Raw genomic sequence first — 14,784 nt, forward strand, 5'->3', positions numbered from 1 at the left:
AGTCCGGGGTCAGGCGTCTCGGCGCCGTACGCTCCACGCCCCCGCGAGCAGCGCGGCCCCCGCCCACAGCGCTGTCACCGCGAGCCCGCTCCACGGCCCGAGCAGGCCGTCCCAGGTGCGATGGAGCACCACCTGCCCCGCCCGGTCCGGCAGGACGTCCGCCACCGAACCGGACATGTCCCCGATGACGAACGAGACGACGAGCAGGAACGGGATGAGGATGCTCAGGGTCGCAACGCCACTGCGCAGCACCGCCGTGAGGCCCGCCGCCAGCAGAGCCATCAGCGTCAGATAGAGCGCGCAGCCGACGACCCCGCGCAACTCCTCCCCGACCGTCAGTCCGTCCGCCTTCGTGCCGAGCACAGCTGTGCCCACGGCCAGTCCCACACCACCCGTCACCAGCCCGACCACCAGTACGGGAACGGCGATCGCGACCGCCTTGGCCGCGAACCACCGCCCGCGGCGCGGCACGGCGATCAACGTGGCGCGCAGCGCACCGCCCCGGAACCCCGCCGACACCGCGCTCGTGCCGAAGGCGATCGCCGCGATCTGCCCGAAGCCGACGCCGAAGAACACCGAGAACAGCGGGTCGAAGTCGGGATCGCCGCCGTCGAGGCCGGCGAGCGCGGAGAACAGCGCGACGGCGACCGGCACCGCGCACAACTCGCCGACGAGCGACCGGAGCGAGCGAATCTTGAGCAACTCCGAGTGGAGTACGGGCGTGAATTCCATGGTCAGGCCTCCTGGGGCGACGCGGTGAACTCGGCTTCGGCGCCGGTGAGATCGAGATAGGCCTGCTCCAACGTGCCCTCTTCCGCCATGAGTTCGAGGATTGGGACGCCCGCGCCGGAGGCGAGGCGTCCGATGTCGTCCACGCGCGCGTGGTCCACGGTCCAGTGCCCTTCCTCGTGCTCCACGGCGTCGTGACCGTGCCGGGCGAGCACCGCCCTGAGGCCGGTGGCGTCGCTCGTGCGGATCCGCACCCGCGGCCGTACGCGCGCGTCGATGAACTCCCGCATCGGGGTGTCGGCCAGCAGCCGCCCCCGCCCGAGGACGACGAGGTGATCGGCGAAGGACGCGGTCTCGTTCATGAGATGGCTGGAGACCAGGACCGTACGGCCCTCCCCCGCGAGCCGGCGCAGCAATCCGCGGATCCAGACGATGCCTTCGGGGTCGAGTCCGTTGGAGGGCTCGTCGAGCATGACGACCTCGGGGTCGCCGAGCAGCGCGGCGGCGATGCCGAGTCGCTGTCGCATGCCCAGGGAGTACGTCTTCACCCGGCGCCGCGCGACCGGGGCGAGCCCCGTCTCCTCCAGCACCTCGTCGGCCCGGCGCTGCGGGATGCGGTTGCTGACGGCCAGCGCGCGCAGGTGGTCGCGTCCGGTGCGCGAGCCGTGCGCGGCCTCGGCGTCGAGCAGGGCGCCGACGTGACGGAGGGGTTCGCGGAGCGTGGCGTAGGGGCGGCCGTCGATCGTGGCGGTGCCGGAGGTGGGGCGGTCGAGGCCGAGCACCAGTCGCATGGTGGTGGACTTTCCGGCGCCGTTGGGGCCGAGGAAGCCGGTGACGCGGCCTGCCCGGACGGTGAAGGTGAGGTGGTCCACGGCCCGTCTGCCGCCGTACTCCTTGGTGAGGTCCTGTACATCGATGCTGGTCATGGCAGCAGCCTGGCCGTGGGGCGGGGCGGGCTCCTCCCTCGCGGGTGGAGTCCGGCTCCCTCGCTCGGGGGAGGCCCGTTGTCAGTGGCGGCTGGCACCATGACGAAATGGCCCGCTATCTGCGCCCGTTGGTCCGGGGGACGACGTACACCCGCCTGCTGCACCTGTGGGTGCCGATGCTCATCGTGAGCGTGTGGCTCTACATCGACATGTCGACCTGGTGGGTGCCCGCGGCCGCGCTCGTGCCGGCCGGGCTCATCCCCGCGGTGCGCCACGGCGAGGGCGTGCAGGCACGGCTGCTGCTGACGCCGGGCGAGGAGGACGCGGGCATCTCCCTGAGCCCGGCGACGGCCTGGCGGGACCGGCTGCGCACCGTGCTGTGGCTCGAGATACGCATGGCGCTCGGCGCGGTGGCCGTGGCGAGCTGCGTCTGGCTGCCGGGCCTGACGTACGAGCTGGTCCGGCTCGCGCTCGGTCACGCGCGTGAGGGCATCCCCCTGCTCGGCGAGATCCAACCGCACTGGTCGTACGCGCTGTTGGCACCACTACCGCTCATCGCGTTGTACGGGGTGGTCGTCGGCCTGGGCGAGCTGGTCACCGTCCTCGCCCGCCGCCTCCTCGGTCCGTCCGCGGCCGAGCGCCTGGAGGCGTTGGAGGCGCGTACGGAACAGCTCCTGGAGCGCAACCGCATCGCACGCGAGCTGCACGACTCCATCGGCCATGCCCTCACTGTGGCGGTGGTGCAGGCCGGCGCGGCCCGGGCGGCGGGCGACCCGGAGTTCACCGACCGGGCCCTCGGTGCCATCGAGGAGACGGGGCGTGCCGCGCTGGAGGACCTGGAGCGGGTGCTCGGCGTACTGCGGGAGTCGGGGCGGCCGGTGAGCAGCCGTCCGACGCTGGCGGATGCCGACCGGCTCCTGGAGTCTGCGCGCGCTTCCGGCGCGAAGGTCGACGCGGAGCTTTCCGGACCGCTGGAGTCGATACCCGGCCCGGTCTCCCGCGAGGGCTACCGCATCCTCCAGGAGGCCCTGACCAATGTGCTGCGGCACGCGGGCGCCGTTCCCGTGCGCGTCCGGATCGACGTCGGCGACGGGGTGCTCGTGCTGGAGGTGCGCAATCCGCTGACCGCAGACGTACCGGGGCCCGGCCGGGGCAGCGGGCTGCGCGGGATACGCGAGCGCGCGGCCCTGCTGGGCGGAGGTGCGCGGACCGGGCCCGACGAGGGCGACTGGCAGGTACATGTGGAGCTGCCGTTGAGTTGATCTACGCTGGCCGGATGCCGGTGACCGTTCTCCTCGTCGACGACGAACCCCTCGTACGCGCCGGTCTGCGTGCCGTGCTGGAGGCACAGCCCGACATCGAGGTGGTCGGCGAGGCGGCCGACGGGGCGGCGGTGATTCCGCTGGTACGGCAACTGCGGCCGGACGTGGTCGCCATGGACGTACGAATGCCGCTCATGGACGGCATCGAGGCCACCCGCGCGGTGCTGCGCACGGTCGACCGGCCGCCGAAGATCCTCGTGGTGACGACCTTCGAGAACGACGAGTACGTCTACGAGGCCCTCCGGGCCGGCGCCGACGGCTTCCTGCTCAAGCGGGCCCGCCCGGCCGAGATCGTGCACGCCGTCCGACTGGTCGCGGAGGGCGAGTCACTGCTGTTCCCCGCCTCCGTGCGCCAACTGGCCGCCGAGTACGGCGAAAGCGGCGGGAACATGGCGGCCCGGGCCGCCATGGAGCGCGCCCGACTGACCGAACGGGAGGCCGAGGTCCTGAGGTTGATGGCACGCGGCCTGTCGAACGCGGAGATCGCCGCCCGCCTGGTCGTCGGCACGGAAACGGTGAAGTCGCATGTGAGCGCCGTACTGTCGAAGCTGGGGGCACGGGATCGCACGCAGGCGGTGATCGCGGCGTACGAGTCGGGATTCGTGGCGCCGAGCTGAGCAGCGCCCCGTAAGGGGTGCGGGGCCGTGTCGATTTGCGGCTCCGCCGCGTGGGCGCGACCAGCCACAACGGCGCCGCGGACGAAATTCGACCCGGCGCGGCCCAACCCGGCGGAGCGCCGGGTACGATCCGGCCAACACGCGCACGAGCAGGAAGGACGGACGTTGGGGCGGCTGACCGGCGGGGATCCCTCGCTGCTGCGAAGGATCAACTCCGCGGTGGTACTGCACGCGCTGCGCGCCACGGACTGCGCGACGCTGACCGAGATCACCCGGGTGACCGGGCTGTCCCGGCCGACCGTCGAGGGCGTCGTCGAGGGGCTCATCGAGGCGGGTTACGTCGTCGAGAAGGCCGCCGACGAGAGCGTGGTCCGGCGTCAGGGGCGACCGGCACGAAGGTTCCGCTTCCGGGCCGAGGCGGGTCATCTGCTCGGCCTGGAGATCGGACCGCACCGGGTCGCCGCGCTCCTCGCCGACCTGGACGGACGGGTCCTGGGCGCGCAGGCCAAGGACGTCGAGGAGACGGCGTCGGCCGACGAGCGCCTGGAGCGGCTGCGCACGGCCGTCGCCGACCTGCTGCGCCGGGCCGGTGTCCCACGCGGCAATCTGCGGGCGGTCGGGGTCGCGACGCCGGGGATCGTCGAGGCGGACGGCACCGTACGGCTGAGTACCGCGCTGCCCGAGTGGACGGGGCTGCATCTCGGCGAGCGGCTGAGCCGTTCGTTCAAGTGCCCGGTGCTGGTCGAGAACGACGCCAACGCGGCGGCCGTCGCGGAGCACTGGAAGGGCGCCGCGACGGAGTCCGACGACGTCGTGATGGTGCTCGCGGGGCTGAGCCCAGGGGCCGGTTCGCTGATCGGCGGGCAGTTGCACCGCGGCTACGGCGGGGCGGCCGGCGAGATCGGCGCGCTGCATCTGCTGGGCCGCGAGGTGACCCCCGAGACTCTCCTGTCGACCACGGACGAGCCCCTGCATCCGCTGGACGAGCAGGCCGTCGCCGAGGTCTTCGCGCAGGCCCGCGAGGGCGACCAGCGGGCCCGCGCCGCCGTCGACCGCTTCATCCAGCGTCTCGTCCACGACGTGGCCGCCCTGGTCCTCGCCCTGGACCCGGAACTGGTCGTCGTGGGCGGCTGGGCGGCCGGACTCGACGGCGTCCTGGAGCCACTGCGCCGCGAACTCGCCCGCTACTGTCTGCGCCCGCCGAAGGTGGCCCTGTCCCTCCTCGGCGAGGCCGCCGTGGCGACGGGCGCACTGCGGCTGGCCCTCGACCATGTGGAGGAGCAGCTCTTCGCGGTCGAGGGCACGGTGACGGCTCGGCGCTGACGGACGCCGGACCGCCGAGGCCGGTCCCGGTCGGCCTCTGTCGTGTGAAACGCCGTGCGCCCCGGATGAGTTCCGGGGCGCACGGCGTTTCGGGTTCCGTGTCAGGAGGCCTGGCGCTCCGGATCCTGGTGGATCTCCACGCCACCCGAGTCGCCGAAGGTCAGCCGGCAGGTGTCCGCACGGTAGGTGGCCACCGAGAGGGCCGCGATGCGGCCGTCGGCGAGGAAGCGGGTGGTGACGACGAGGACCGGGGCCCCGGGGAGCCGGTCCAGCTCCTTGGCGTCCTCCGCGCGGGCGGAGCCCAGTTCCACAGCGCTCTCCCGGCCATCGAGCTCCAGCCGCTGCAGCTCGCGCAGCACCCCACGCGCGCGTGCCGGTCCGGACGGAGCGTCTATGGCGGAGAGGTCGGGCACCGACGAGGCCGGGACGTAGAGCAGCTCCGCGGCGACGGGCTGGCCGTTCGAGACGCGCGAGCGGCGCACGATGTGCACGGCCTCGTCCGGGCCGGTCTCCAGTGCGGCGGCGACGGTCGCGGGCGGGGCCGTGACCGTGCAGTCGACGGCCTGCCAGTCGTCTCCTGCGGCCCCAGGCCATGCGTGCTGCTCGGTGCCGACGGCGACGCCCACGCGCGGCGGCGCGACGGTCGTACCGACGCCGCGGCGGCGCTGTAGCCGGCCCTCGAGTTCGAGCTGTTCCAGCGCCTGGCGCAGCGTCGCGCGGGCGACGCCGAAGCGGGCGGCGAGATCGCGCTCGTTGGGCAGGATCTCGCCCACCGAGAATTCGGAGTCCAGTGCCTCACTGAGCACGGTCTTGAGATGCCAGTACTTCGGTTCCGGCACCGATTCCAACTGCGTGGTCCCCACCCTGTCCTCCGCAATCGCCGTGGTCCGGCGGCGTTTTAGCGCCCTTGTTTATTAAAGGTTGTTGCACTTATCTGCGACCATAGGGCGGCCCAAACCCTTGGTCAAGACCAATCCTCGATCCCACAGCGAACACAGAGAGCGGTTACCGAAGGGCGCTCACAGGGCGTTGTCAACAGGCCGATTTATCGCCTAGTCGACTGGGAGGGACAGCAGCTTGTCGGGGTTGCGGATGATGTAGATCGCCTGGATGCGGCCCTCGAGGACGTCCAGCTGGAAGACGCTGTCCGGCTTGCCGGCCGACAGGACCACGAACGCGGGTCCGCCGTTGAGCTCCATGAACCGAAAGGACGGTTCCGGTACGCCCTTTCCGGCGGCGCCGACGAGGAAGCGGCCCACCTTGTCCGCGGTCTCCAGAATCCGCAGCGGCGCCCGCGACTTGCCGCCGCTGTCGCCCACCAGCCGCACGTCCGGCGCCAGCAGCGCCATCAGCCCCTCCAGGTCGCCCTCCCCCGCGGCGGCGAGGAACCGCTCGGTGAGTTCGCGGCGCCGGCCGGGATCGACGTCGTACCGCGGCCGCCGCTCCTCCACGTGCTTGCGGGCCCGCCCGGCGAGCTGCCGTACCGCGGGCTCGCCGCGGTCCAGCATCACGGCGATGTCCGCGTACGGGTACCCGAAGGCCTCCCGCAGCACGAAGACCGCCCGCTCCAACGGCGACAGGGACTCCAGGACGACCAGGAAGGCGAGGGACACCGTGTCGGCGAGCACGGCCCGGTCGGCGGTGTCCGGGACGGTGTCCCCGAAGTCGGTCACATACGGCTCGGGCAGCCACGGGCCGACGTACGCCTCGTTGCGCGCCTTGACCTGGCGCAGCCGGTCGATGGCGAGGCGGGTGGTGATGCGCACCAGGTAGCCGCGCGGTTCGCGGACGTCGCCGCGGTCGGCGCCGGACCAGCGCAGCCAGGTCTCCTGGACCACGTCCTCCGCGTCGGCCACCCGCCCCAGCATGCGGTAGGCGACCCCCAGCAGGACGGGGCGGTGCTCTTCGAAGACGTCGGTCTCGGTGTCGGTCGTCACGGCTCCATCCCATGGGACGCGTCCGGGCATGTCTAGGAGAATTCCGCGTGTCCGGGAGCAGAATGACCCGCGGGCCGCCGAGGCGGTCGGCGGCCCGGACGTGCGGAGGTGGCCATGCGGTACGCGGTTCTGGGCACGGGCGAGGTCGGCCGGACGCTCGGCGGAAAACTGGCCGAACTGGGCCACGAGGTGACGCTGGGCTCCCGTACGAAGGACAACCCCACCGCCCTGGAGTGGGCGCGGGGCGCCGGTGCGGGCGCACGGGCCGGCACCTTCGAGGAGGCGGCCTCGTCGGCCGAGACGGTCCTGGTCGCCGTGGGCGGCCGGGTCGCGCTCGCGGCGCTGGAGGCGGCCGGGGCGGCGAACCTGGACGGGAAGGTGGTCGTCGACGTCTCCAACCCGATGGCGTTCGAGGACGGCGAGCTGCGGCTCGACCCCGTGGAGTCCGACAGCATGGGCGAGCAGTTGCAGCGCGCGTTCCCGCACGCGCGCGTGGTGAAGTCGCTGAACACCGTCAACTGCAAGGTGATGGTGGAACCTTCGCTGGTGCCGGGCGAGCACCAGGTGTTCGTCTGCGGCGACGACGCGGACGCCAAGGAGCAGGTCACGCGCATGCTCGGGGAGTTCGGCTGGCCGCCGCACCGGGTGCTCGACCTGGGCGGCATCCGGGCGGCACGCAGTGTGGAGATGCTGCTGCCCCTGTGGCTGGACCTGTTCCGGAACCTGGGGCACGGCGAGTTCAACCTGGAGGTCCGCAGGGCGCGTTGAGGGCGGTACGGCCGTGAGGTCGACGGACCTGGGGGCTACCCGTCGGTAGCAATTGCTGACAAGCTGTCTACACGGCGTCCGTCGGCGAGCCACAGACGAGGAGCACCCCCATGTCCGCCACCGTCTCCTTCAAGGTCCCCTCTCCACGTGGCCCGCAGCCCGTGACCGTCTCCTACGCGCGCGTGGGCAGCGGCGAGCCGCTGCTCCTGCTGCACGGCATCGGTCACCACCGGCAGGCCTGGGACCCGGTGGTGGACATCCTGGCGACCGAGCGCGAGGTGATCGCGGTGGACCTGCCCGGGTTCGGCGTGTCCCCTGGGCTGCCGGACGGGCTCGCCTACGACCTGCCCACGACCACGGCCGTCTTCGGCGCCTTCTGCGAGGCCCTGGAGCTCGACCGGCCGCACGTGGCGGGCAACTCGCTCGGCGGTCTGCTCGCCCTGGAGCTCGGCCGCGAGAAGCTCGTACGGTCCGTCACCGCGCTCTCGCCGGCCGGGTTCTGGTCGGAGGCCGAGCGGCGCTACGCGTTCGGCGTGCTGCTCGCGATGCGAGGGATCGCGCGCCGGCTGCCGCTGCCGCTGGTCGAGCAGCTGTCGCGCTCGGCGGCCGGCCGCACGGTGCTGACGAGCACCATCTACGCCCGCCCCGGCCGCCGTTCACCCGAGGCCGTGGTCGCCGAGACGCTGGCCCTCGTGCAGGCCACCGGGTTCGACGACACCCTCCGGGCGGGCGGCGCCGTCCGCTTCACCGACGACGTCCCCGGGCTCCCGGTCACCGTGGCCTGGGGCACCCGCGACATGCTGCTCGTGCGCCGGCAGGGGGTGCGCGCCAAGCAGATCATCCCCAAGGCCCGCCTGGTGCGGCTGCCCGGCTGCGGGCACTGCCCGATGAACGACGACCCGGCGCTGGTCGCCCGCGTCATCCTCGACGGCAGCCGCTGACCCACCCGGCCTCGGCCCAACGCGCCCGACCCGAGGGCGACTCCGGCGCGCCCGCTGACGGACTGCACGCACGCGCGTGCCGAGCGGGCGGACGGAAAGGGCGTACGGCTGGGCCTGGGCCATGCGCACCAGCCGCCTGCCCGGATCCGGGCGGGTGTACGGCTGATGGCCGCGGCGACGGCCGTATGACCGCGGGGTGACCGGCGGGCGAAGCAAGCGGTTGGCTCATCCCCTTCGTCACGGGCATCCCCCTGGCCGCGTGTCTGTTCCCTTGCCCCGGCGGTCAGTTGTTCACTTGTGGTTTCCGTGTGCGCTGCGGCGCACCAGTAGTTGTGGCATCGCACACTTGGCCGGATCCCGTCCTGGAGGCGTATCCATGTCACACCGTCCGTTCCCCGGCCGCCGCAGCGTCCTGCGCGGCTCCCTCGCCGCGTCGGCGGCCCTGACCCTGCCCACCGCCCTCGGCGCGGCCCCGGCCTTCGCCCTGTCCGGGCGACCCACGGCGGGCTGGGGCGTGCAGGCGGGCGACGTGACCACCGACTCCGGTCTGGTGTGGGTGCGTTCCGACCGGCCGGCCCGGATGATCGTCGAGACCTCCGCGACCGAGTCCTTCCGCAACCCGCGCAGATGGCACGGCCCGCTCCTCGGCGAGGGCTCGGACTTCACCGGCACGACCCGCCTGCACGGACTGCCTTCGGGCGAGCAGATCCACTACCGCGTGCGGCTCGCCGACCCCGACGACCCGCGCCGCACCGGCGAGCCGGTGACCGGCACCTTCCGCACGGCGCCCGCCAAACGGCGCAAGGGCGTCAGGTTCGTGTGGTCCGGCGACCTGGCGGGACAGGGCTGGGGCATCAACGAGTCCATCGGCGGCTACCGCATCTTCGACGCCATGGCGAAGACGGACCCGGACTTCTTCCTGTGCAGCGGCGACAACATCTACGCCGACGGCGTGATCCCGGCGACGCAGGCCCTGCCCGACGGCAGCCTGTACCGCAACGTCACCAGCGAGGAGAAGTCGCACGTCGCCGTCAGCCTGGCCGACTACCGGGGCAACTTCCGCTACAACCTGCTGGACTCGGCGCTGCGCCGGTTCAACGCCCAGGTGCCCAGCATCATCCAGTGGGACGACCACGAGGTCCGCAACAACTGGTACCCGGGCGAAGTGATCGGCACCGGCACCGCCTACCCGGCCGGCACGAAGCTCGACGACATGGCGGTCCGCTCCCGCCAGGCCTTCTCCGAGTACTTCCCGATCGGCACCATCAGCGGCCGCCCGGACGGCCGGATCTACCGTGTGGTCAACCACGGTCCGCTCCTCGACGTGTTCGTGCTCGACATGCGGACGTACCGCAACGCCAACTCGCCCGACAACCAGACCGTCGACCCGCAGGGCATCCTGGGCGCCGAGCAGCTGGAATGGCTCAAGCGGGAGCTGTCCCGGTCGCGGGCCGTGTGGAAGGTCATCGCCGCGGACATGCCGCTCGGCCTGGTCGTGCCCGACGGAGTCGAGGGCAAGGCGAACTTCGAGGCCGTCGCCCAGGGCGACCCGGGCGCGCCGCTCGGCCGTGAGCTGCAGATCGCGGAGCTGCTGCGGTACATCAAGCACCACCGGATCACCGGCACGGTGTGGCTGACGGCCGACGTCCACCACACCTCGGCCCAGCACTACGACCCGTCGCGGGCCGCGTTCAAGGACTTCGAGCCGTTCTGGGAGTTCGTCTCGGGCCCGCTGAACGCGGGCGCCTTCCAGGCCAACGCGCTCGACGGCACGTTCGGCCCGGACCGGGTCTTCGTGAAGGCGCCGACCGTCGCGAACGTCTCGCCGGCAGAGGGCTACCAGTTCTTCGGCGAGGTCGACATCGACGGCGACAGCGGCGAGCTGACGGTCCGTCTGCGCGAGTACGACGGCACCGTGCTGTTCACGCAGACGCTCCAGCCGGGCCGGGTCGGCCAGTAACTCCCGTACCCTCTCAGCAGGGCCGCGCACCGGCGTCATCCCCCGGCGCGCGGCCCTGCCTGCCTCCCGAACTCGCCCGCCCGCAGGGTGTTTTCGCAGGTCAGAGCCGATTGTCAGTGGTCGCCTCTACGGTTTTTCCATGACGCGATCTTTGCAGGCCGTGGCTTATCACCGACCCTCCGTGCTGGAGTCGTCGGCGGACGGGCGCCGCCTGGGACTCGAGACCTCGCGGGGTGCGACGCCCTCCGGCACGGAGGACCATCCCCGCTTCTTCGCAGGCTTCCTGACGTCTCCTCAGGTGGCTTCGGCGGGGCTGCTCGCGGTCGCGGACGTGGCCGCCGCGCGCTACTACCAGCGGCAGCTGCGCGCCTCCCTGGACCCGGTGGTGACGGGCAACGGCGACCGGCTGCGCTTCGAGTCCTTCTCCGGCTGCGGCGGCGTGTACGCCCGGCTGGACGTGCTGGAGTCGGGCCTCGACGGCGGCGAGGTGGGGCACGGCACGACGAACGTCGACGTCAACAACCCGCTGCGGGACGCCCTCTCCCGGATCGGCTCGCAGGACCCGCTCCATCTGCGGGTCGGCCCCGAGGAGTTGGCGGTGACCACGCTGGACGGGCCGGTCGTGGAGAAGAAGGTGCCGCTGCCCGACCGGTGGCTGCGGGGCTTCGCGGAGGCCCAGGTGATCGCGGCCGGCTTCGACCTGCGGGCCGAACTCCCGGCGGCCGAGGCGGTCCGGTTCCTGCGCGCCCTGCCCCGCGGGGGTGGGCGGGGCGCGTCGACCGGCCCGAGGTGGGTGGTGCCGGCCGGTCGGGCGCTGCGGCCGACCACGCGTGCGGTGCCGGGCGCGGTCTGCCTGCCCGGCCCGGAGCGGCTGATCGCCCTCCAGCGGGTGCTCCGGCATGCGACGGCCCTGCGGGTGTACGGCCCACCGGTCACCGGCGCCGCCGCCACGGCCAGTGCCTGGGAAGCGGTCCTGCCGGGCATGCGGCTCACGCTCACCCTGTCACCGGAGGCCTCGCGGGGGTTCTCCGGCGAGGGCGGGGTGCTCGACGCCCTGGCCACCGACGAGGCGGCGGCGGACGCCGAGCTTGTCTCGGTGCTGCTGGCCTGGGAGCCCCGCATCGACATCGCCGACCTCGCCGCGGCCTCCGGCCTGACGACCGAGCGGGTCCGGGCGGCCCTGGTCCGCCTGGGCACCTCGGGCCGGGTCGGGTACGACACGGCGGAGGCGGCCTACTTCCACCGCGAACTCCCCTACGACGCCGAGCGCGTGGAGCGCCACAACCCCAGGCTGCGCTCGGCCCGGGCACTGGTGGCCGCGGGCGCGGTCGCCCTGGACGGCGCGCTCGGCACTGTGACGGCGGAGGACGGCCATGTGCACCGGGTGCGGGACGAGGCCGGGGTGCTGACCTGCAGTTGCCTGTGGTGGGCGAGATACCGGGGCGGGCGCGGGCCGTGCAAGCACGCGCTGGCGGTACGGATGGTGCGGCGGGGTGCCGCCGCGAAACAGCAGAGTGCCATGGGGGAACCGAAGACGGTTCGGATCGACGGGGGTGTGCGATGAGTTCGCTGATGGAGTCGGTACGGGCAGGCCGGACGCCCGAGGTGGTGAGCCTGCTCGACGAGATGACGGACACCGAACGACGCTCCCTGCTGCCCGAGTTGACGGCGCTCCGCAAGGAGCTGCGGGCAGCCCCCTGGGAGGCGCCCGCCCGCCGCGCCTACTCGCCGCTGTTCGCCGCCGGAGTGGCGTGCCAGACCGGCGCCGCGGCCGTCGCCGCCTGGATCGCCGCGGCCGACCTGCGCTGGTCGCAGACCTCGCCCGCCTTGCTGCTGCGCATCCTCGGCGACCGCTCCCCCGAGTGGCTCGCCGACCTCACTCACCGGCTCGCCGAGCGACCGGCCTCGTCCGACGTGCCGTACGAGCTGATGTCCGGTCTGGTACGGCTGTCGGGCTGCCCGGTGCCGACCACGGACGCGTATGTACGGGGCTGGATGGGCCATTTGGGCTGGGCCTGGCGGCAGGGCGGCACGCTGCTGGACCGGCTGCGCCCGGATCCGCATCTGGCGGAGCTCGTGGCCGCGCTCTTCGAGACGAGCGACATCGGCGGCCTGCTCGAGTGGCCGCACGGCGACGGCCCGGACACCTGGACGGGCGCGCTCGCCCAGCTCACCACCGAGGGAGTCCTGGACCGCAAGGTGATGGTCGACGCCTGTGTGTCCCGTCTGCTGCGGGGCGGCACGAAAACCGAACTCCGGGTGTTCCTGCGGTTGTTGAAGATGCTCGACCTCGGCCGGGACGAGGAGCGGGAGCGGACCCCCGACTGGCTGGCCCTGGCATCCGACGCGGTCTCCCCGGTGGCCTCGCACGCCCAGTCGGTGCTGGCCGCCCTCGTCCTCGACGGTGAGCTGACGGCTCACCAACTCGCCGAGTTGTCGGGCGCGGTGCTGTTCCGTACCGAGAAGAAGCTCGTGCGGGCCCAGCTCGTACTGCTCGGCAAGGCGCTGACCCGCGACGCCTCCACGGCCGACGAGCTGCTGTCGGCCGTTGCGCAGGCCTTCGGCCACCAGGACTCGGACGTGCAGGAGCGGGCGCTGAAGCTGGTGGAGCGGCATCTGAAGAAGGTCGGGAGCGCCGAGCTTCGGGGCGAACTGGCCGTCGCCGCGGAGCAGTTGATCCCGGCTCTTCGGGCCCGGGCGGGACAGCTCCTCGGCACCGCACCAGCGACTCCCGGACCCCTGGCGTACGAGGAGGTGCTGCCACCCGTGCCCCAGCCGGCCCGCCTCGCCCCCGCGCCGGCCTCGGCGGTCGAGGTCGCCGAAGAGGTGGGGTCGGCCCTGGCGGCCGAGCCCGGTGTGGCCGGGTTCGAGCGGGCGTTGGCCGGCCTGGTGTGCCATGCGTACCGCGATCGGGAAGCGCTCCTGGAGGCGCTCGAGCCCGTGCTCATCCGCCGCTGGTGGTACGACGCCGACTCTCCGGACGGGCCGCACCACACAGGTCGGTTCGACAGAAGCGACTTCGCCGTGTCGGACGCGGAGGACGGCCTGGACCTCTTCCTCGCGGCCCTCTCCGGCAGGGTGAACACGGACACGCTCCACGGGTTCGTACAGCACGAGCCCACTGTCCGTGGCTGCCGGCACAGCGCACTGTCCCGGGCCTTCGCGGCCCGCCTCCGGGAGGTGGCCCATCGGCTGCGAACGGACCCGCTCCCGTTCCTGCTGTCGACCCCGACCTGGAGCACGGGCCTGCTGGAGCCGGACGAGCTGGTGGACCGTCTGGACGAGTACCGGCGGTTGGGCGCCCGGGTGTCGGCGGCGGACTTCGCGCAGGCGCTGCTGCGGACGCGGCGCACGGACCGAGCGGCGGCCGCGCGAGCCGCCGAGCGGGCGGCAGCCCTCGGCACGGCGGAGGGCGCGCGGCTCGCCGACTGGCTCGGCGATCCGGGTTCCGCGCTGCCGACGACGCGACGACGGATCTCGGGCGGGCGGATCCTGCTCGAGTGCGGTGAACTCCTGGAACTGCAGGGAGACTTCCCGCCCGAGTTCCGCCCCCTCGGCCGCCCGATGAGCGTCGTCGAGAGGGGGTACTGCCACCACTGGAACGACGACATACGTCCGCACTGGCTCGCCCTGCTCCCCGAGCGGCGCGAACTCGTCGCCGGGCGGCTGCTGCGAGATCTGTCCGCCGGGGCCATGGACGACGAGCGGGGCGCCGCCGCCGTACTGCCCCTGCTCGCGGAGTCGGGCGGTGAGGCCGGCGAGGCCACGCACCTGGGGCTGGCGTACGGGCTCGGTGCTCGGCATGCGGAGGACCGGCTCGCCGCGGTGGACGCGTTGCTGATCCTGGCGGCACGGGGGCAGCTCGACGCGGCCCGGCTGGGCGCGGATCTGGGCGAGCTGGTGCGGCACGGGGCCGTGAAGCCGCTGCGGCTCGCCGAGTCGGCGCGGACCGCGGCGGCCACGGGGGCGAACGCCACCGTCTGGGAGATGCTGCGGCACACCCTGCCCGCGCTGCTCGCCGAGCCCGCCGCCGGCGGCGGCAACGGCAACGGCCAGGGGATGTCGGCTCGCGGGCTGGGCGACCTGCTGGCGGTGGCCGCGGAGTGCGCCGAGCGTTCCGGGGCTCGGGGTGAGATACCGCACCTGGCGCAGACGGCGGAGCGGAGCGGTTCCTCCCGGCTGGTGTCGCAGGCCAGGCGGCTGCGCGGCGCGCTGGCCATCCAATCGTAAAAAGATCAACAAAAGGTACATAACCATGCTT

General features: G+C 72.9%; 12 protein-coding genes. 8 read left to right on the plus strand and 4 right to left on the minus strand.

Features of this window, described 5'->3' with window-relative positions; genetic code table 11:
* Positions 1–9: 9 nt before the first annotated feature.
* Positions 10–732, minus strand: a complete 723-nt coding sequence (locus ACQEWB_RS06870) for an ABC transporter permease (protein ID WP_432828101.1) — start codon at positions 730–732, stop codon at positions 10–12.
* Between the two features lie 2 nt (positions 733–734).
* Positions 735–1,655 (minus strand): ABC transporter ATP-binding protein, encoded by a 921-nt coding sequence (locus ACQEWB_RS06875; RefSeq protein WP_432828103.1) that lies wholly within the window; start codon positions 1,653–1,655, stop codon positions 735–737.
* Between the two features lie 107 nt (positions 1,656–1,762).
* Between ACQEWB_RS06875 and ACQEWB_RS06880 the strand changes: the two genes are divergently transcribed.
* The 3 genes from ACQEWB_RS06880 (at position 1,763) to ACQEWB_RS06890 (ending at position 4,917) form a co-directional block, all read left to right on the plus strand.
* Positions 1,763–2,917 (plus strand): sensor histidine kinase, encoded by a 1,155-nt coding sequence (locus tag ACQEWB_RS06880; RefSeq protein ID WP_432828105.1) that lies wholly within the window; start codon positions 1,763–1,765, stop codon positions 2,915–2,917.
* A 14-nt stretch (positions 2,918–2,931) separates the two neighbouring features.
* Complete coding sequence (locus ACQEWB_RS06885; protein WP_432828107.1) at positions 2,932–3,594, plus strand: response regulator transcription factor; 663 nt, start codon at positions 2,932–2,934, stop codon at positions 3,592–3,594.
* Positions 3,595–3,759: 165 nt separating this feature from the next.
* Positions 3,760–4,917: an ROK family protein gene (locus ACQEWB_RS06890; protein ID WP_432828109.1), complete on the plus strand. Its 1,158-nt coding sequence runs from the start codon at positions 3,760–3,762 to the stop codon at positions 4,915–4,917.
* A gap of 101 nt (positions 4,918–5,018) precedes the next feature.
* On the opposite strand, the gene ACQEWB_RS06895 is transcribed toward ACQEWB_RS06890, so the two are convergent.
* Positions 5,019–5,780: a GntR family transcriptional regulator gene (locus ACQEWB_RS06895; RefSeq protein ID WP_432828111.1), complete on the minus strand. Its 762-nt coding sequence runs from the start codon at positions 5,778–5,780 to the stop codon at positions 5,019–5,021.
* 189 nt (positions 5,781–5,969) lie between these two features.
* Positions 5,970–6,854 carry an RNA polymerase sigma-70 factor gene (locus ACQEWB_RS06900; protein WP_432828113.1) on the minus strand — a complete coding sequence of 295 codons (885 nt, stop codon included), beginning with the start codon at positions 6,852–6,854 and terminating at the stop codon, positions 5,970–5,972.
* 114 nt (positions 6,855–6,968) lie between these two features.
* Here ACQEWB_RS06900 and ACQEWB_RS06905 point away from each other — a divergent pair, with 114 nt between their 5' ends.
* From ACQEWB_RS06905 to ACQEWB_RS06925, 5 genes are all read left to right on the plus strand, one after another.
* Positions 6,969–7,622, plus strand: a complete 654-nt coding sequence (locus ACQEWB_RS06905) for an NADPH-dependent F420 reductase (protein WP_432828115.1) — start codon at positions 6,969–6,971, stop codon at positions 7,620–7,622.
* Positions 7,623–7,732: 110 nt separating this feature from the next.
* A complete protein-coding gene (locus tag ACQEWB_RS06910; RefSeq protein WP_432828117.1) occupies positions 7,733–8,563 on the plus strand; it encodes an alpha/beta fold hydrolase in 831 nt (276 codons plus the stop codon).
* Positions 8,564–8,939: 376 nt separating this feature from the next.
* Positions 8,940–10,523, plus strand: coding sequence for an alkaline phosphatase D family protein (locus ACQEWB_RS06915; RefSeq protein ID WP_432828119.1), 1,584 nt, complete (start codon positions 8,940–8,942; stop codon positions 10,521–10,523).
* 139 nt (positions 10,524–10,662) lie between these two features.
* Positions 10,663–12,087, plus strand: a complete 1,425-nt coding sequence (locus ACQEWB_RS06920) for an SWIM zinc finger family protein (protein ID WP_432828121.1) — start codon at positions 10,663–10,665, stop codon at positions 12,085–12,087.
* Positions 12,084–14,753: a DUF6493 family protein gene (locus tag ACQEWB_RS06925; protein ID WP_432828123.1), complete on the plus strand. Its 2,670-nt coding sequence runs from the start codon at positions 12,084–12,086 to the stop codon at positions 14,751–14,753. The genes ACQEWB_RS06920 and ACQEWB_RS06925 overlap by 4 nt, the downstream gene beginning before the upstream one ends.
* The last annotated feature ends 31 nt before the right edge of the window (positions 14,754–14,784 follow it).

It is taken from the genome of Streptomyces sp. CA-249302, assembly GCF_050936785.1.
Taxonomy (GTDB): Bacteria; Actinomycetota; Actinomycetes; order Streptomycetales; family Streptomycetaceae; genus Streptomyces.